This is a genomic window from Albibacillus kandeliae (assembly GCF_003116585.1).
GTDB classification, from domain to species: Bacteria; Pseudomonadota; Alphaproteobacteria; order Rhodobacterales; family Rhodobacteraceae; genus Albibacillus; species Albibacillus kandeliae.
In genome coordinates this window covers 48,728-65,640 of record NZ_QEHM01000013.1, presented here as the reverse complement: position 1 = coordinate 65,640, position 16,913 = coordinate 48,728, and the positions used below count along the sequence as shown (strand labels likewise).

20 protein-coding genes are annotated in these 16,913 nt (G+C 65.7%); 8 read left to right on the top strand and 12 right to left on the bottom strand.

From position 1 onward, the window contains the following. Window positions 1-37: 37 nt before the first annotated feature. From DDT93_RS26825 to DDT93_RS24165, 3 genes are all read right to left on the bottom strand, one after another. Window positions 38-874, bottom strand: coding sequence for a calcium-binding protein (locus DDT93_RS26825; RefSeq protein ID WP_198654962.1), 837 nt, complete (start codon window positions 872-874; stop codon window positions 38-40). A 243-nt stretch (window positions 875-1,117) separates the two neighbouring features. Then, window positions 1,118-3,073, bottom strand: a complete 1,956-nt coding sequence (parE, locus tag DDT93_RS24170; protein ID WP_109468489.1) for a DNA topoisomerase IV subunit B — start codon at window positions 3,071-3,073, stop codon at window positions 1,118-1,120. A 114-nt stretch (window positions 3,074-3,187) separates the two neighbouring features. Then, window positions 3,188-4,072 carry an alpha/beta fold hydrolase gene (locus DDT93_RS24165; protein ID WP_109468488.1) on the bottom strand — a complete coding sequence of 295 codons (885 nt, stop codon included), beginning with the start codon at window positions 4,070-4,072 and terminating at the stop codon, window positions 3,188-3,190. 214 nt (window positions 4,073-4,286) lie between these two features. Between DDT93_RS24165 and DDT93_RS24160 the strand changes: the two genes are divergently transcribed. Both DDT93_RS24160 and DDT93_RS24155 read left to right on the top strand, forming a co-directional pair. Continuing rightward, window positions 4,287-5,639 (top strand): MATE family efflux transporter, encoded by a 1,353-nt coding sequence (locus DDT93_RS24160; protein ID WP_232825554.1) that lies wholly within the window; start codon window positions 4,287-4,289, stop codon window positions 5,637-5,639. 118 nt (window positions 5,640-5,757) lie between these two features. Then, window positions 5,758-6,513: an SDR family oxidoreductase gene (locus tag DDT93_RS24155; RefSeq protein WP_109468486.1), complete on the top strand. Its 756-nt coding sequence runs from the start codon at window positions 5,758-5,760 to the stop codon at window positions 6,511-6,513. Window positions 6,514-6,561: 48 nt separating this feature from the next. On the opposite strand, the gene DDT93_RS24150 is transcribed toward DDT93_RS24155, so the two are convergent. Beyond that, a complete protein-coding gene (locus DDT93_RS24150; RefSeq protein ID WP_109468485.1) occupies window positions 6,562-6,966 on the bottom strand; it encodes a hypothetical protein in 405 nt (134 codons plus the stop codon). A gap of 111 nt (window positions 6,967-7,077) precedes the next feature. Further along, window positions 7,078-8,280: a pyridoxal phosphate-dependent aminotransferase gene (locus DDT93_RS24145; RefSeq protein ID WP_109468484.1), complete on the bottom strand. Its 1,203-nt coding sequence runs from the start codon at window positions 8,278-8,280 to the stop codon at window positions 7,078-7,080. Between the two features lie 89 nt (window positions 8,281-8,369). On the opposite strand from DDT93_RS24145, the gene DDT93_RS24140 reads away from it, so the two are divergent. The 3 genes from DDT93_RS24140 (at window position 8,370) to DDT93_RS24130 (ending at window position 9,598) form a co-directional block, all read left to right on the top strand. Next, window positions 8,370-8,771: a helix-turn-helix domain-containing protein gene (locus DDT93_RS24140; protein WP_109468483.1), complete on the top strand. Its 402-nt coding sequence runs from the start codon at window positions 8,370-8,372 to the stop codon at window positions 8,769-8,771. Next, complete coding sequence (locus DDT93_RS24135; RefSeq protein WP_109468482.1) at window positions 8,768-9,025, top strand: succinate dehydrogenase assembly factor 2; 258 nt, start codon at window positions 8,768-8,770, stop codon at window positions 9,023-9,025. The genes DDT93_RS24140 and DDT93_RS24135 overlap by 4 nt, the downstream gene beginning before the upstream one ends. A 75-nt stretch (window positions 9,026-9,100) precedes the next feature. Further along, window positions 9,101-9,598 (top strand): MarR family winged helix-turn-helix transcriptional regulator, encoded by a 498-nt coding sequence (locus DDT93_RS24130; RefSeq protein ID WP_109468481.1) that lies wholly within the window; start codon window positions 9,101-9,103, stop codon window positions 9,596-9,598. Between the two features lie 4 nt (window positions 9,599-9,602). On the opposite strand, the gene DDT93_RS24125 is transcribed toward DDT93_RS24130, so the two are convergent. The 5 genes from DDT93_RS24125 to DDT93_RS24105 form a co-directional block, all read right to left on the bottom strand. Beyond that, the gene (locus DDT93_RS24125) at window positions 9,603-10,316 is read right to left on the bottom strand and encodes a DUF1194 domain-containing protein (protein WP_109468480.1); all 714 of its coding nucleotides are present in this window, start codon (window positions 10,314-10,316) and stop codon (window positions 9,603-9,605) included. Between the two features lie 4 nt (window positions 10,317-10,320). Beyond that, a complete protein-coding gene (locus tag DDT93_RS24120) occupies window positions 10,321-11,031 on the bottom strand; it encodes a DUF1194 domain-containing protein (protein ID WP_109468479.1) in 711 nt (236 codons plus the stop codon). After that, window positions 11,031-11,459 (bottom strand): VOC family protein, encoded by a 429-nt coding sequence (locus DDT93_RS24115; RefSeq protein WP_109468478.1) that lies wholly within the window; start codon window positions 11,457-11,459, stop codon window positions 11,031-11,033. The genes DDT93_RS24120 and DDT93_RS24115 overlap by 1 nt, the downstream gene beginning before the upstream one ends. An 83-nt stretch (window positions 11,460-11,542) precedes the next feature. After that, window positions 11,543-12,961, bottom strand: a complete 1,419-nt coding sequence (locus DDT93_RS24110) for a tetratricopeptide repeat protein (protein ID WP_109468477.1) — start codon at window positions 12,959-12,961, stop codon at window positions 11,543-11,545. Further along, the gene (locus tag DDT93_RS24105; RefSeq protein WP_232825553.1) at window positions 12,933-13,811 is read right to left on the bottom strand and encodes a thymidylate synthase; all 879 of its coding nucleotides are present in this window, start codon (window positions 13,809-13,811) and stop codon (window positions 12,933-12,935) included. Before DDT93_RS24105 ends, DDT93_RS24110 begins: the two co-directional genes overlap by 29 nt. A 216-nt stretch (window positions 13,812-14,027) precedes the next feature. Here DDT93_RS24105 and thyX point away from each other — a divergent pair, with 216 nt between their 5' ends. After that, the gene (gene thyX / locus DDT93_RS24100) at window positions 14,028-14,930 is read left to right on the top strand and encodes an FAD-dependent thymidylate synthase (RefSeq protein WP_109468475.1); all 903 of its coding nucleotides are present in this window, start codon (window positions 14,028-14,030) and stop codon (window positions 14,928-14,930) included. A 297-nt stretch (window positions 14,931-15,227) separates the two neighbouring features. Here thyX and DDT93_RS24095 read toward each other — a convergent pair whose 3' ends face one another. Next, window positions 15,228-15,434 carry a cold-shock protein gene (locus DDT93_RS24095; RefSeq protein ID WP_109468474.1) on the bottom strand — a complete coding sequence of 69 codons (207 nt, stop codon included), beginning with the start codon at window positions 15,432-15,434 and terminating at the stop codon, window positions 15,228-15,230. A gap of 186 nt (window positions 15,435-15,620) precedes the next feature. Here DDT93_RS24095 and DDT93_RS24090 point away from each other — a divergent pair, with 186 nt between their 5' ends. After that, on the top strand, window positions 15,621-15,938 hold the full coding sequence (locus DDT93_RS24090; protein WP_109468473.1) for an ArsC/Spx/MgsR family protein: 318 nt from the start codon (window positions 15,621-15,623) through the stop codon (window positions 15,936-15,938). 39 nt (window positions 15,939-15,977) lie between these two features. After that, window positions 15,978-16,346, top strand: coding sequence for a hypothetical protein (locus DDT93_RS24085; protein WP_109468472.1), 369 nt, complete (start codon window positions 15,978-15,980; stop codon window positions 16,344-16,346). Between the two features lie 3 nt (window positions 16,347-16,349). On the opposite strand, the gene DDT93_RS24080 is transcribed toward DDT93_RS24085, so the two are convergent. Continuing rightward, window positions 16,350-16,913, bottom strand: a complete 564-nt coding sequence (locus DDT93_RS24080; protein WP_109468471.1) for a DoxX family protein — start codon at window positions 16,911-16,913, stop codon at window positions 16,350-16,352.

Sequence of the window (16,913 nt, the reverse complement as noted above, 5' to 3'; positions counted from 1 at the left end):
TCGTTGGGGGCCGGGCGCCGAAGCGCTTCCGGCTTCCTCAGAAGATGAAGTCGTTCGCGGTGATGTCCGACAGGTCGGTGTCGAGCACAAGGAAGCTTGCCCTGTCGCTCGCGATCAACACGTCGTCGCCCTTCTGAACGATGCGCAGATCGTCGAAGCTGTCCGCCGTGGTCTGGATCAGGAAGCTGTCGCCAGCCCGGTAGTCCATGATCTTGTCGCGCTGGCCATTCAGCGAGAGGACGAAGGTATCGTTGCCCTTGTTGCCCCAGAGCCTGTCCGCCCCGGCGCCGCCTTCGATCAGGTCGTTGCCCGCGCCGCCCTTGATCCGGTCATTGCCGGCACCGCCAAACAGGATGTCGGCGCCACCGCCGCCAAGGATCAGGTCATTGCCCTCGCCACTGCTGAACACGTCACGCCCGCTGTCACCGGCATACTTGATGTCCAGGACGACGCTGATCATCTCGTTGGTCGAGAAGTAGTAGTTGTCGACATTCACCCGCAGCTTGTTGGCGGTGAAGGTGACGAACTCGTCCGGCAGTTCGAGCGTGTTGTAATCCTCCATGATCCGCGCGTTCATCAGCGACAGATGCGGATCGGTCTTCAGCAGGTCAAAGGTGATCTCGTAGCCGTTGAACCCGGTGTCGTCGTCCACGTTGGAATAGTGGCCGGACTCCAGCACCCGGTAGGTGACGATGCTGCCATGCACGTCAAAGGCGGCGGCGACGACGTTATAGGGGTCGCCCGAGATGTCGTAGAAGGAGGCGTCGTAGAACTCGTAGTCCACCTCCGAGACCGTCGCCGTAGCGGGCCGCGTGATCTGGGTGTCGAGCGTGGGGGCGTAAATGCGCAGTGTGATATCAGTTCCGGCAAACATGGTTTGACCTCGTTATGCATTGCGCGCCGAGAGGAGCACGCAGCGAGGTTTTTCACAACATATGTTCGCTGTGCGGGTTGAAATGGGCCCGGACGATCTCGGGCCAAAGCATAGGGAACGCGCAAAAGGCTGACGGGATTGCAAAGCCACAAGGGCCGCAACGCGTCAGGTTTCAGAGCGGGGGCTTATCTGGCTGTTCAGACGTTTGTCAGGGCGGGGGCCCGAGGGGGCTAGGGACCCCCCTCAAACATCCAGCTCCTCCACGAAACGGGCGTTCTCCTGGATGTACTGGAACCGCAGTTCGGGCTTCTTGCCCATCAGCCGTTCCACCAGGTCGCCGGTCTCGCCGGGCTCGTCCTCGTCGATCGTCACCCGGATCAGCTTGCGCGAGGCCGGATCCATCGTCGTCTCTTTCAGGTCCTTCGCGTCCATCTCGCCCAGACCCTTGAAGCGCGAGACGTCGATCTTGCCCTTGCCGCCAAGACCCTTGGCCAGCCACTTGTCGCGCTCGGCCTCGTCCACGCAATAGACCCGCTTGGCGCCCTGCGTCAGGCGGAACAGGGGCGGGCAGGCGAGGTAGAGGTGCCCGGTGTCGATCATCGGGCGCATCTGGGTGAAGAAGAAGGTCATCAGCAGCGAGGCGATATGCGCCCCGTCGACGTCGGCGTCGGTCATGATGATGATCTTGTCATACCGCAGATCGTCGATGTTGAACTTGGTGCCCAGCCCCACGCCAAGCGCCTGTGCGAGGTCGTTGATCTCGGTGTTCTGGCCCAGCTTGGACGAGGCCGCGCCCAGCACGTTCAGGATCTTGCCCCGCAGCGGCAGCAGCGCCTGGGTCTTGCGGTCGCGCGCCATCTTGGCCGAGCCACCGGCCGAGTCCCCTTCGACGATGAACAGCTCGGTGCCTTCGCGCGAACTGTTCGAACAGTCGACCAGCTTGCCCGGCAGACGCAGCTTCTTGGTCGCCGACTTGCGCTGTGTCTCCTTCTCCTGCCGCCGGCGCATCCGCTCCTCGGCACGCAGCACGAGGAAGTCGAGGATCGCCCCGGCAGACTTGGTATCCGCCGCCAGCCAGTTGTCGAAGTGGTCGCGCACCGCGTTCTCGACCAGCCGCTGGGCCTCGGTGGTGGCCAGACGGTCCTTGGTCTGGCCCACGAATTCCGGCTCGCGGATAAAGCAGGATACCAGCGCGCAGCCGCCCGCCATCAGGTCTTCGCGGGTGATCTGCGCCGCCTTGCGGTTGCTGATCAGCTCGCCATAGGCCTTGATCCCCTTGAGGATCGCGTTCCAGAACCCGGCCACGTGGGTGCCGCCCTCGGGCGTCGGCACGGTGTTACAGTAGGACTGGATGAAGCCGTCGCGCGACGGGGTCCAGTTGATCGCCCAGTCGACCTTGCCCGGCGTGTTGAACTTCTCCTTGAAGTCCACGACGCCCGAGAAGGGACGGTCGGCATAGGTCGAGGCGCCGCCCAGCGTCTCGGTCAGGTAATCGGCAAGGCCGCCGGGAAAGTGGAAGGTCGCCTCGGTCGGCGTCTCGCCGTCGTCGATGGCCGACTTCCAGCGGATCTCGACCCCGGAGAAGAGGTAGGCCTTGGAGCGGATCGACTTGAACAGCCGCGCGGGCTTGAAGCGGTGATGGCCGAAGATCTGCTCGTCGGCGTGAAAGGTCGTCGTCGTCCCGCGCCGGTTGGGGGCCGCGCCGATCTGCTCGACCGGGCCAAGCGGGATGCCGCGCGAAAAGCGCTGCTCGTAAAGCTGCCGGTCGCGCGCGACCTGCACCACCATCGAATCCGAGAGCGCGTTCACCACCGAGGCGCCCACGCCGTGCAGACCGCCCGAGGTCTCGTAAGCCTTGCCGCCGAACTTGCCGCCCGCGTGCAGGGTGCAGAGGATGACCTCCAGCGCCGACTTGCCCGGGAACTTGGGGTGCGGGTCGATCGGGATGCCGCGCCCGTTGTCGCGGACGGTGATCGAATAGTCCTCGTGCAGCTCGACCTCGATCCGGTTGGCATGGCCGGCGACGGCCTCGTCCATCGAGTTGTCGAGAACCTCGGCCACGAGGTGATGCAGGGCCCGTTCGTCGGTGCCCCCGATATACATGCCGGGCCGCTTGCGGACGGGTTCCAGCCCTTCGAGCACTTCGATCGAGGATGCGTCGTATTCGGCCGGTGCTGCCGGGGTCAGAAGATCGTTCATACCGCTGCTCATTTTGTTGGTTGGAGGGCAGTATGGCAGAGCCGGGCCCAAGGGAAAAGAGGATGCGAGGGCGCAACCACAGGATATGGTGGTCGCGCCGTGCTCTCTGCTCTTCTAACGTGCCGGAATCCAGTCCCTGACGGCCTTTGCCACCTGTTCCGCGTGGGTGTGGATCAGCCAGTGATCGGCACCGGGGATGTCGACACGGGTCAGGTCGGGCGCGAATCTCTCCAGCCCCTCGGTGGCCTCGGGCAGCAACGCGGTGTCCTTGTCGCCCCAGATCAGCAGGTGCGGGCAGCGCACCATCAGCCGCTCCACCGAGAATCCGGGCAGGCCGCGCTGCTCGTGTCCCGGCGGCCCGACCAACAGGGGAGAGGCGCGGTACCAGTGGATCATGGTCTTGAGCCGCCCACCGTCGCGGCCCCATTCGGCCTTGAACTCGGCCAGCCGCTCCGGGGTCATCCAAGACAGGTCCATCTTGGCCGAGAACAGCTGCAACATCTTCTCGAAGTCGTTCGCCGACAGCAGGTCGTGGCTGTCCCCGCGTCGCAGGAAGGTGATGTACTGCGAGGCCTCGCACTGCGCGCCGCCGGTGGCGAGCGCGGTCTGGAAAGGCACAGGGTGCACCCCGTTGGCGATGATCAGCCGCGAGACATGATCGCCGCGGTACATGGCCAGCCCATAGGCGACGGCCGCGCCCCAGTCGTGCCCGAAGACGGTGACCGGCCCACGCCCAATGTGGTCGATCAGCGCCGCCATGTCCGAGGTCAGGGCCTGACCCGAGTAGTTGGCGACATCCTCGGGAGACCAGCTGCGGCCATAGCCGCGCTGATCGGGGGCGATGCAGTGAAACCTGTCGGCCAGCAGCGGGGCAAGGTCGGACCATGCGCCGCCGTACTCGGGAAAGCCGTGCAGCAGCAGCAGCGGCGGCAGCTCGGGGTCGCCCCAGCGGCGGAGGTAGAACGGGTGTCCGTTCAGCTCGACGGTTTCTGTTTGCATGTGGTGTCCTCCCTGTTCGCGGGCGAGGTTAGGCCGCTCCCGGGGCAAGAGAAAGCCCGCTGAGGCCCGCCCCGGATGGCTGGCGGGCGCGGGGCGCTGTTCCGTCACGTCAGTTGCGCCGCGCGGGACGCCGCCCACCACTTCGTGAACAGGTGCACGACATCCCTTGCGCCGGTCAGGCAATCTCAATACTGCACAAATTATGAGCAACGAGATGAGCTACGCGGGCCACGTCCGCGCGATCCTTTCCCTTGGCCTGCCGCTGATCGGCGGGCACGTCGCGCAGATGGCGATCGGCATCACCGACACGGTGATGCTCGGCTGGTACGGTGTCGCGCCGCTGGCGGCGGTGACGCTGGGCCACAGCTATTTCTTTGTCTTCTTCATGCTCGGCTCCGGGTTCGCCCTTGCCGTGATGCCGCTGGTCTCCGCCGCCTCCGCGCGGGGCGACGAGGTCGCCATCCGGCGCAGCACCCGGATGGGTCTCTGGCTCAGCCTTGCCTTCGCGCTCGTGATCATGCCGGTGATGTGGTGGTCCCAGACGATCCTCTCGGCGCTGGGGCAGGAGCCGGAGCTGGCCGCCGACGTGGCGCAATACCTGCGGATCGCGGGTTGGGGCCTCGTGCCGGCGCTGCTGGTCATGGTGATCAAGTCCTACCTCGCCGCGCTCGAGCGGACCCAGGTCGTGCTCTGGATCACGCTAATGGCGGCGGTGGCCAACGGCATCGTCAACTACGCACTGATCTTCGGCAACTGGGGCGCGCCCGAACTCGGGCTTCAGGGGGCGGCCATCGCCTCGGTCACCACCCAGTTCATCTCGCTGCTGGCCATCATCGCCTATGCGCGGCGGGCTCTGCCGCATCACGACCTGTTCCGCCGCATCTGGCGCCCCGACTGGGAGGTGCTGGGCAGCGTGTTCCGCCTCGGCCTGCCCATCGGCCTGACCACGGTCAGCGAGGTCAGCCTGTTCGCCGCCACCGCCTTCATGATGGGATGGATCGGAACGGTGCCGCTGGCCGCGCATGGCATCGTCATCACCGTCTCCGGGGCGACCTTCATGGTGCACCTTGGCCTGTCCAACGCGGCGACCATCCGTGCGGGCAATGCCTTCGGGCGGGGCGACCGTGCCCACATGCGGCGCGGGGCCATCGCCGTCTGCGCACTCTCGCTGGTCATGGTGGCGCTCACCGTGGCGGCCTTCCTCGGCATCCCCGAGCCGATCGTCGGCCTGTTCCTCGAGGCCGACGCCCCGGCCCGTGCCGAGGTGATCGCGCTCGGCGTGACGCTGCTGGCCGTGGCGGCGCTGTTCCAGCTGGTCGACGGGGCGCAGGTGATCGCACTGGGGCTGCTGCGCGGGGTGCAGGACACCACGGTGCCCATGATCATCGCCATCTTCGCCTATTGGGCGGTCGGGCTTCCGGCGGCCTATGTCCTCGGCTTCACCTTCGGCTTCGGCGCGGTCGGCCTCTGGTTCGGTCTCGTCTTCGGCCTCGCCGGGGCAGGGATCATCCTGATGCTGCGCTTCTGGCGTCACTCGATCCGCACCGTCGGGCGCGCGCCCGCCTGATCCCGCTCCGTTTCCTGCGCTTTCCCCGGCGCTGACGGTCCCTTTCGCAGGAACCGGGTCGCGCCCTGCGGCCCGAGCGGCGATCTGTCTTCCATTCATCCAGACGGGAGACATCAGCATGGAACTCGAAGACAAGACACTCATCATCACCGGGGCCAGCAGCGGCATCGGCGCCGCCGCGGCCCGCCTCTTCGCCCGCGAGGGCGCCCGGCTCGTGCTCGGCGCCCGCCGCGAGGCGGAGTTGCGCGCCGTGGCCCGGCAGATCGCCGAGGCGGGCGGCGAGGCCGTGACCCTTGCGGGCGACGTGACCGAGGACGGTTTCGCCCCCTCGCTCGTGGCCCTTGCCCGCGACCGCTTCGGCGGGCTCGACGGGGCCTTCAACAACGCCGGAACGGTCGGAGAGATGGGGCCGGTCTCGACCATGGACCGCGCCACATGGGACGCGGTGATCGCCACCAACCTCACGGCGGCCTTCCTCGCGGCACAGGCGCAGGTCCCGGCCATCGCCGCGCGGGGCGGGGGCGCCATCGTCTTCACCTCGTCCTTCGTGGGGTTCTCGAACGCCGGTCTGCCGGGCATGGGCGCCTATGCGGCGTCCAAGGCGGGGATCAACGGGTTGGTGCAGTCGCTGGCGGCCGATCATGCCGCGCAGGGCGTGCGGGTGCACTCCCTGATGCCGGGCGGCACCCTGACCGCGCTGGCCGGGGACGATCCGGCCGTGCAGGCCAGCATCGCCGCGCTGCACCCGATGAAACGCCTCGCGCAGCCCGAGGAGATCGCGCAGGCCGCGCTGTTCCTGCTCTCGGACCGCGCCGGGTTCATGACCGGCAGCCCGGTGCTGGTGGACGGTGGGATGTCGGTGCGGCTGCTGTAGGACGGGGTGCACCGGTCGATGGGGCCGGTGCACCGCCCGCAGGGTGTGTCAGCTCTCCGAGGAGACCCGCTCTGCCTTCTTGCGCACCAGAACGGTGCGCAGGTCGTGCATCGCCATCAGCAGCGCGTCGGTCACCTCGTCCAGCTGCCGGTCGGTGGCCTTGGCCTGCGCCCACTGGGCGGTGAGGTTCAGCTGGTCGATGGTGCGGTGAATGTCGTCCAGATCGCGGCGGGCCAGCAGGGCGGTCCGCTCGGCCATCCAGGCCTCGATCTCTTCCATGTCCTGCGCCGAGAGCGAGCGGGTCCCGTGGGGCTTGATCTCGCCGTTGCGGACGTTGACCACGGCAATCTGGTCCATCTCGATGCGGCGCTGCCGGTTCTCGGTGTCGACGCGGAAGACGAAGGCGCCGTTTTCACGGACGCGGAAGTAATAGTCGGGAAGGTTCGTGGTCATTGCATGCCCCAAGGGTTTCCTGAAGCGTGATACCAAGCCGCGATTGGTGGCGCCAGTGGGAGCCGCGGCAACCGGGCCGGGGCGTGATGCCGCCGGCCCGGTTGTGTCTTTTCAGACGAGGCTTGCGCAGAACGTCTGGATCCGCGTGCAGGCTTCCTTGAGGTTCTCGTCCGAGGTGGCATAGCTCACCCGGAAGTTCGGCGAGAGGCCAAAGGCCGCGCCAAAGACCACGGCAACCCCGGTGTCTTCCAGCAGCGCCTTGGCAAAGGCTTCGTCATCCTCGATCTTCACGCCCTTCGGAGTGGTCTTGCCGATCAGCCCGGCAATCGACGGGTAGACGTAGAACGCGCCTTCCGGCACCGGGCAAGTCATGCCCTCGATCTCGTTCAGCATCGACACCACGAGGTCGCGGCGGCGCACGAAGATCTCGTTGTTGGGGGCGAGGAAATCCTGCGTCCCGTTCAGCGCCTCGACAGCGGCCCACTGGCTGATCGAGCAGGGGTTCGAGGTCGACTGCGACTGGATCTTGCGCATCGCGTTGATCACCTCGACGGGGCCGGCCGCATAGCCGATCCGCCAGCCGGTCATCGCATAGGCCTTGGACACGCCGTTGCAGGTCAGCGTGCGGTCGTAGAGGCCGGGCTCCACCTCGACGGGCGTGCAGAACTTGAAGTCGTCATAGGCGAGGTGCTCGTACATGTCGTCGGTCATGACCCAGACATGCGGGTGTTTCATCAGCACGTCGGTCAGCGCCTTCAGCTCGTCCCAGGTATAGCCCGCGCCGGTCGGGTTCGACGGCGAGTTGAAGATGAACCACTTGGTCTTGGGCGTGATCGCCGCCTCCAGCTGCTCGGCGGTGATCTTGTAGCTGGTCTCCAGCGAGGCCTCGATCGTCACCGGCTCGCCGCCAGCCAGCAGCACCATGTCCGGGTAGGACACCCAGTAGGGGGCCGGAATGATCACCTCGTCGCCGGGGTTCATGGTTGCCATCAGGGCGTTGTAGAGGATCTGCTTGCCGCCGGTCCCCACGCTCACCTGCTTGGGTTCGTAGGTCAGACCGTTCTCGCGCTTGAACTTGGCACAGATCGCCTGCTTCAGCTCGGGCATCCCGTCCGGCGCGGTGTACTTCGTCTTGCCCGCGTTGATCGCGGCAATGGCCGCGTCCTTGATGTTCTGGGGCGTGTCGAAATCGGGCTCGCCCGCGCCAAGGCCGATGACGTCACGGCCAGCGGCCTTGAGCTCGGCCGCCATGGTGGTGACGGCGATCGTCGGCGAGGGTTTCACGCGGGAGAGGGTGTCGGAGAGGAAGGACATTCGGGCCTCGGTTTGAATGTTTTGCTCGATTGTCATAGGTTGTGCCCCATATGTGATCAAGGATGAACAGAGGCGAGGAGCGCGAGAGCATGAGCGATCAGACGACAGACTGGTATGGACCCGAAACGGCAACCTTCGGCGACCGCGTGGCCGGCGCCCGGGAGGCCGCAGGACTCAGCCAGTCCCAACTCGCCCGCGCGCTCGGCGTCAAGAAGACCACGCTGCTCGGCTGGGAGGACGACATCTCCGAACCGCGCGCCAACAAGCTCCAGATGATGGCCGGTGTCCTGAACGTTTCGATCACATGGCTCTTGACGGGAGAGGGTGAAGGGGCCACAGCGCCGGACGGCGAGGAAGAGGTCCGCCCCGATCTGGTGGCCTACCTGTCCGAGCTGCACGAGATCCGCGAGGCGATGCGCGCCAACGCGGAGCGGGCGGCGCGGCTGGAGAAACGCATGCGCCGTGCGCTGAAGGAACAGGAACCCGTATGACCGAACTGCGCGAACACCGCATCAAGAGGCTGAAGATGCGCTCCATGCGGCGCGGCATCAAGGAGATGGACCTGATCCTGACCGCCTATGCCGACGCCAACCTCGAAGGCATGGAAGAGGCCCGGATGGACCTCTACGACGCGATGCTGCACGAGAACGATCAGGATCTCTACCAGTGGGTGACCGGGCAGGTTCCGCCGCCCGGCCAGTACGAGACCCTGATCAGGGACGTCTCGCAAATCTTTCAGAAATAAGCCTAAAATCGCTTAACCGATTATTCGGATTTTGGCGTCACTCTCCGGCCCGGGCAGTTCGAGTCGGAGAGACGGATGAGTATCGAAATGCAGTTGCGCCCGTCGGCGCACAGGGGCTTCATGGCCGGCTACCTCGAGGCGCTGGCGCTGGTCGAACGTCTGCACCGGCTGTTGCTGGACGTGATCAAGGACGAGTTCGAGCGCGTCGGCACGCTGGAGATCAACGCGGTTCAGGCGCTCCTGCTGTTCAACATCGGCGACAACGAGGTGACGGCGGGCGAACTCAAGACCCGCGGCTACTACCAGGGCAGCAACGTCAGCTACAATCTCAAGAAGCTGGTCGAAATGGGCTACATGCACCACCAGCGCTGCGAGATCGACCGGCGCTCGGTCCGGGTGCGCCTGACACAGAAGGGGCGCGAGATCCGCGATGTGGTCTCCGCGCTCTTTATCCGCCACGCCGAGGGTCTGCAAAGCCGTGGGGTCATCGGCCCGGAGGGGATCGAGGATATCACCAGCGCCCTGAAACGGGTCGAACGCTACTGGACCGACCAGATCCGCTACATCTACTAGCGTTTCAGCGCAGGGAGGAGACGGCCATGACCTCCAGTTCGCGCTTCAGCTTGCGGACCATCGCCGCCTCGTAATCCTCGAACCCCAGTGCGGTTTCGACAAAGGCGTCGTCCCCCCGGATCACGTAGGCCCGGAAATAGGCCGAGAGCTCTCCCAGCGCTTCCTCGCGGGTGTCGCCCGCATGGCGCGGTTCCGACCCGATCACCAGCCCGTTCACGGTAGGAGAGACCCCGACCAGCGCGTCGCGGGCATCGTTCGGTCGCGGCCCGGAGTTGTTCTTGCCATCTCCCGAAAGGTCCAGCGTGCGCTTCCAGCAATGCGCGCGCTGATCCAGCAGGGCGGCCCCGTGCAGCATGGCCGAGCCGATCGCCGTTTCGGGCGGGGCAGGGCGCCGCGCCACGCTGGCCAGACGGTTGGCCAGATCGTCCAGTGCTGCGCGGCTGTCGATTGCGCGCCAGTCGGCCAGCAGCCGCTGGTAATCCGGGCCGCTCCACTCGAAAACGGCAATCTCGACCGACGTCTCAGGCGTGGACAGCAGCGCGGTGACCACGTCGGGATCGGTCAGCGCCCGCGCCAGCCCCTGCAGTTGCAGCGCATACTCCCGGTCGTCCACCGACCCCGAGACATCCAGCCCGAGCGCCAGCGCCTGCCGGCATCCGGCATGGGCGGGACCCATCAGCGCGAGCAGCGCCGCAGCGACATAGAACAGTCGGCGCATCAACCTATCCCGGCCCCGGCGCGTCCACCGGCAGCGCCCCCACCGCGCGCGGCCTCAGCTCACGCTCCAGCTTGCGGCGCATGGCGCGTTCGTAGTCCTCGAACCCCTGCGCGATCTCGAGAAAGGCGCCGGCCCCGTGCAAGACCTCGGTGCGATAGTACTCGATCAGCTCGATCTCGCCCTCGAAATCGGCCGAGTTGATCACCAGCCCGTTCACCACCACGTCGGCAAAGGGAAACTCGCGATAGGCCTGTTCCGGGCCGAAGCCCTCGTTGTTCTCGCCGTCCCCGGCGACATCGAGCGTCCGGAACAGGCAGTCGGGCGCACGCCCCAGCAAACCCGCACCATAGCCAAGGGCATGGCCCATCGCGGTCGGGAACTCGTTGTGGCTGCGTTCGGAGAGGTGAATGCGCTGGGCCACCAGCGTCAGGTCGGCAGGGCTGGCGATCAGGACCCAGTCCTGCAGCACCGTCTGGTTGTACCGCCCGCTCCATTCGTAGACGGCGAGGGCGACCGGCAGATCCACCGCGAAGAAGGCGCTCTGGACATCGGGGGCGATCAGGGCGGCGGCCAGCCCCTGCCGTTGCAGCGTATCCTCCCCGGCATCGACCGAAGAGGACACGTCCATCGCCAGCGCAAGCGCCAGCCGGCAGTCCTGCGCCGCGGCGGGGGCGGCACAGGCGAGAACAAGGGCTGCGCCGGCCAGCCCGCGCATTACCAGTGCCCGGTGTTTTCCATCGAGGACCACGGCTCGGCCGCGGGCAGCGACTCGCCGGCCTGCAGCAGCTCGACCGAGACGTTGTCGGGCGACCGGACAAAGGCCATGCGGCCATCGCGCGGCGGGCGGTTGATGGTCACGCCATTGTCCATCAGGAACTGGCAGGTGTCGTAGATGTTGTCGACCTCATAGGCGAGGTGGCCGAAATGGCGGCTGTCGCTCGGCAGCGCCTCGTCCCCGTCCCAGTTGTAGGTCAGCTCGACCGGGCAGTCCTCCTGACCCGGAGGCGCCATGAACACCAGCGAGAAGCGCCCGGCGTCGCTGTCATACCGGCGGATTTCCTTCAGGCCGAGCAGTTCGTAGAAGGCCATGGATTTCTCGAGGTCCTTCACGCGGACCATGGTGTGCAGATACTTGAGGGGCATGGGTCATCTCCTTTGATTTGCCGAGACCCTAGCGCATTCCCCCCCGAAGAAAAGGGCGCTGACGGCGGCGGCAGGGCGGGCGTTCAGAATTTCGATTGCAGCCCGAGCGAGATCGAGACCTCGCGCGAGGAGTAGATATCGATGTTCGAGTCGCTGTGCCCCGCGCGCAGACGCACGGTGGGGGCAAAGCCCGCATAGTCGTAGTCGGAGAAGAAGAAGGTCAGGTCGCCATAGATCGACCGGTCGTCGCGCGGCCCGATGTAGGTGCCGTAGATGCCGCTGTTCAGGTAGAGCAACGGATAGTCCGACCGTCCGATCGACAGCCCCGCCGTCACCTTGGCGGGGCCAAGCTGGCGGGCAAACCCGTAGCTCGCGCGCACGAGGGCCGACTGGTAGGTCCCGTTGTCGAACTCCGCCTCCACGTCACGCAGGTAGAGCGAGAGCGACAGGCGGTCGCCGTTGCCGAGCTTCTGGTTCAGGCTGGTGCCGAACCCAAGGGTCCGCCCGTCATTCGACGGGTTCGGCGCGTCGTAGCGCTGCGCGGCCAGCAGCGTGATGTCGAAGCTGCGGTTGCCACCCAACTGCCACTCGCGCTCGAACGTCACCTGGGCCTGCCCGAAACTGTGATCGCCCCCGTACCAGCTGTCGCCGAGCGCCAGCGACACGGCGGCGGTATCGCCCTTGCCCTCGGGGCCGACCACGAAGGCATGGCGCAGCGACAGCTCGCCATAGGTTGCGCCATAATCCGACCCGGTGGCCATCGGGGCCTGCGCCTTGGCGCTGCCCGACAGCGCCACGCGCCGCACGTAAAGCCGCCCCGAGAGGGTCGTCTGGTGGGTCGCGCTGCCCGAGAGGCGATAGCCAAGCGACGTGTCCAGCGTTCCCACCGTACCCGAGAGCGCCCGCGTCGCGCCCGAGATCGGCAGCTGCGAGCCGTTCAGTTCCATGTACTGCCGGTCGGGCCCGTTGTTCACGTTGTCCGAAGGGCGCACCTCGGTACGGATCGAAAACGACCACGGGTTGCGTTGCCGCAGGATGCGATAGTCCCGCGCCAGCCGCTCGTCCTCGACATCGCTCTGGGTATAGAGCGACGCCCGGCGCAGCCAGAGCTGGGCGATGGTCGGCCGGTCTTCGGCCACGGCAAGGCGCGCAGCCAGGGTCGAGACCTGCATCCGGTCGGCATCGCTGGTCGAATAGCGATAGGCGCGCGCCGCCGCCTTGCGCCCGTCCCGGGGCTGGTTCAGGCGGGCATAGGCCACCGCCATCACATAGTGGGCAAAGGCGTCGGTCGGGTCCGCCTTGATCAGCTCCCGCGCAACCTTGAGGGCAAGGCCCGGGTCGTTGTTGTCCAGCGCCAGCCCGGCAAGATCGCGCGCCTGGGGCAGGGAGAGGGAAACCTCGTCCCCCCGGGCAGAGGCACCGCCAAGAGCGGCGAGCGCCAGCCCGAGAGCCAGCGCAGCTGATCGGAGCCGGTTACGTCCCCGGCTGATCACAGACCGCATCGTCGCCGTCGGTGCCGCACTTGGGCAGAACGAAGATCCCGAACTCTTCCTCGTCGTCGAACTCGTCGATGTGGTCCGAGACATGAAGGCCACCGGCCACCGACGAGGAGTTCACCCCGCCAAAGACGCCGCCGTATTCGCCCTTGTTCTGGGTGTCGATGGTCACATTGCCAGAGAAAAACCCGTTGTCGGGGTCCAGCGCACCGGGCGCCAGGGCGAGGTCGCGCATCTCGACCGACGGCATGTCGGTGATCTCGCGGTTGTAGACCGTGCCTTCGACGATGTTCTGGGTAAAGTCGGCGTTGACGAGCACCTTGCCGGTGACCTCCGCGGCCTGAACCGGCAGGACCGAAGGATCGGTCCCTGCCGCCGGCGTCTTGAGGTCGCCGCCGTCGCCTCCGACGTTCAGCAGGCCGACGTAGTTGCCGCCATAGCTGATGATCCGGTTCTGATCGCTCACGTTCGGCGCGTCGAACGAGCCGGAGCGGGCGTATCTTGCGCCGCCGAAGTAGTGCTCGAACTGGCCGCCGGTCACCACCACCGAGGCGCGGGTACTGCCTTCGGTCTTGTAGTAGGCGGTGCTGTGCCGGGTGATCGGGCTCGACTGCGATGTATAGGCCTGGTAGCCGCCGCGATCGAGGTCCGCGGCCCGGGTATAGACCGCCTCGTAGGGCGTGTTGTCGACCCCGATGCCGCGCACGGTCAGCGTGTCGGCGCTGGAGTTGTAGGTGACGCTGTCCAGATCGAACGAGATCGACTCAGGGATCACCGCCTCTTCGTCGGGGTCCGTCGTCTCTTCGAAGGGGTTGCCGCCGCTGCATCCGGCAAGCACGAAGAACGTCGCGGACAAAGCCGCGAAACATTGATTAAACCGCTTCATCTGCCTCAACCTTCGGTTCAAATCTTTTTCGCAAAGGTCATCCGGGAGGTGAGGAAAGTCAACGAGCTTAGGATGCGAAATCCTGTGTAGTGGCTAAAGTGTGACCCTTATATGGGGGTTCACACCAGCTGATCATCAATATATGGTCGTATTCTGGTTGAGATTCCGGTTGAAAGGATGTGCCCCATGTCGCTTACCCCCGAACAGCAGGCCGACATTGACGCCCTGCGTGCCGCGCCGCAAGCCACGCTGCGCACCGTTGCGCCGGGGATGGAAGCGCATCTCTATTCCGCCCGTCCGGTGCTGGACCACGGCTTTGTCCGGGTCGTCGACTACATGGGCGACGATGCCGCGATCTGCCAGGCGGCCCGGGTCTCCTACGGCAAGGGCACCAAGTCGGTTCAGAACGACGAGGGGCTGATCCGCTACCTGATGCGCCACTGGCACTCGACCCCCTTCGAAATGTGCGAGGTCAAACTGCACGTCAAGCTGCCGGTCTTCGTGGCGCGGCAGTGGATCCGCCACCGGACCGCCAACGTGAACGAATACTCGGCGCGCTACTCGATCCTCGACCGCGAGTTCTACATTCCCGCGCCCGAGAACGTCGCCGCGCAGTCCGTGGTGAACAACCAGGGCCGGGGCGAGGTGCTGGACGGTGAGGCGGCGGCCCGCGTGCTGGAACTGCTCAAGGCAGACTCGACCCGCGCCTACGATCATTACGAAGAGATGATCGACTCCCACGGCCTCGGCCTCGCGCGCGAACTGGCTCGGATGAACCTGCCCGCCAACATCTATACCCAGTGGTACTGGAAGGTGGACCTCCACAACCTGTTCCACTTCCTCCGCCTGCGCGCCGATGCCCATGCGCAATACGAGATCCGCGTCTATGCCGACGCCATCTGCGAGATGGTCAAGGACTGGGTGCCCTTCGCCTACAAGGCCTTCGAAGACTACCGCCTCGGCGCGGTCACCATGTCGGCCCAGATGGTCGACTGCGTGAAGCGGATGCTCGCGGGCGAAGAGGTCACCGAAGAGAACTGCGGCATGAGCAAGCGCGAATGGCGCGAGTTCCAGAACGTGCTGGAATAGGGGCGGGAGCCCCCCGCCAACACGTTCACAAAGGGCGAAAACCCCATCCTGCCGACCGGATGTCGCAGGATGGAGGAAGCCCCTTCAGGCAAACGCATCACGCTCGGGCAGGGCGCTAACCCATGCCGCTGCGCGCTGGCGCATTGTAATCGGGTCGGGGTCGTGGTTGTATCGTGAACATGTTCACGAACCCGTTGTCCGAAAAATCCTGTCGGTACGCCCCTTGGGGCGTCGTGCGGGGCGGGGCCCCGTGCCCGCGCCCCGGAGGCGGGGCGCGTGGCGGTTATGAGGGGGAAATCACTTGAGTTTCAAATCTCCGGCCATTTGTCGGCCGTCCCGTCCGTCCTGCAATGAGTATTCCACTTTCTGGTTGTCCGCGAGGCCCGTCAGGCCCGAGCGTTCGACAGCCGAGATATGAACGAACACATCCTTGCCGCCTTCGTCGGGCGCGATGAAGCCATAGCCTTTGGTCGTATTGAACCACTTCACGGTGCCGGTTGGCATGTCCCGTGTCTCCCTTTTGCTTGCACCCCGCACCGCAATTGTGCAGGGCTTCTGTCGGCGCACAGGTAACCTTGCGGTTGCCGAAGGCACCGCAGACAAGATTGCACGGCGGAAACAAAAATCAAGAAAAAGGGGCGTGAGAGCCCATTTCCGTCAGGGTTTTTACATCAATGGAGCGAAGATGCAATGGTACTTTACGGGTTAAAGACTTGCGATACGTGCCGCAAGGCCTTGAAATCCCTTCCGGACGCCGAATTTGTTGACGTGAGGTCAGATGGCGTACCGCCCCTGATTCTCAGCACAGCATTTGAGCAATTCGGGGCAGCATTGATGAATACCCGCTCCACAACCTGGCGTGGATTGGACGCCAGCGAACAATCTCGCGCGCCCCTCGACCTACTGCGCGATCACCCCACGCTGATGAAACGCCCGCTGATCGTGTCGGGTGACACCATGTACCTCGGCTGGGGGCCGGATGTGCGCAAGGCCCTTGGCGCGGACTGATCCCGCGCCTATCTGGAGGTCACGCAAAGGAGGGTTCGAATGCGCAACGCGGCACTTGTTCTGGGGCTGATCGCCGGGGTTTTCGGCATGATCGTCGGCTTCTTCGGATACGGCTACACGGTCGCAATCGAACAGTGGGGCGAAATCGAGGGCTGGGCACGGCAGGTCGACAATGTCGAGCTGATCCGCGCGGCCTCGTTCTTTGCTCCCATGCTCTGCATCGCGGGCGGCGCGATGGCGCGGGCACGGGCCCTCTGGGGCGGCGCGCTGATGCTGCTCTCGGCTGCTGGGTTCTACTACGCCTTCGGTTTCACCGTCTTCACCATGTTCCCCATCGGCTTCGCCATGCTCGGGGGCATCCTTGCCGTGGCCGCCGGCAAGCCGGACGAGGAAAAGGCGCACTTCTGAGGGTCAGTAGACCCTCAGCCGCCGCTTGATCAGCGCGTCGAGCGAAACCGGCCCGCCGCCCCGGAACACGGGGATCAGCAGCAACATGACCCAGAGCGCCCGCTGGTCGAGGATCAGGGCGGTCGGGTCGCCGTCGAACCACGCGCCAAGCGCGGTCGCGTCGGCAATCAGCCCGTGGCCGTAGAGGTCGGTCAGCGTCTGGACGATCACGAAGACCACCATCCCCAGCGCCGCGATCCGGGTGAACAGCCCCAGCACGATCAGCGCGGGCAACAGCATTTCCGCCCAGGTCCCCGCCAGCAGGGCGGCGCGCTCGAAGGGGCTCGCCGCGGCGATGTCGTATCCCCCGGCCTCGGCCGACTTCGGGAAAATCTGCGCGTAGGTCCGGAAACTGGGCTCCCACAGGCCCGAGAAATCCTCGCCCACCTTGGTCAGCCCCGAGTTCCAGAAATAGAGCGCAAAGAGCGCCGCAAAGACCAGCCGCGCCAGCGTCGGCATCACGATGGGCCCGAGGCGGTATTCGACCGCATGGGCCAGTCGGAGGTAGAAATTGACAAGCGCGACCAT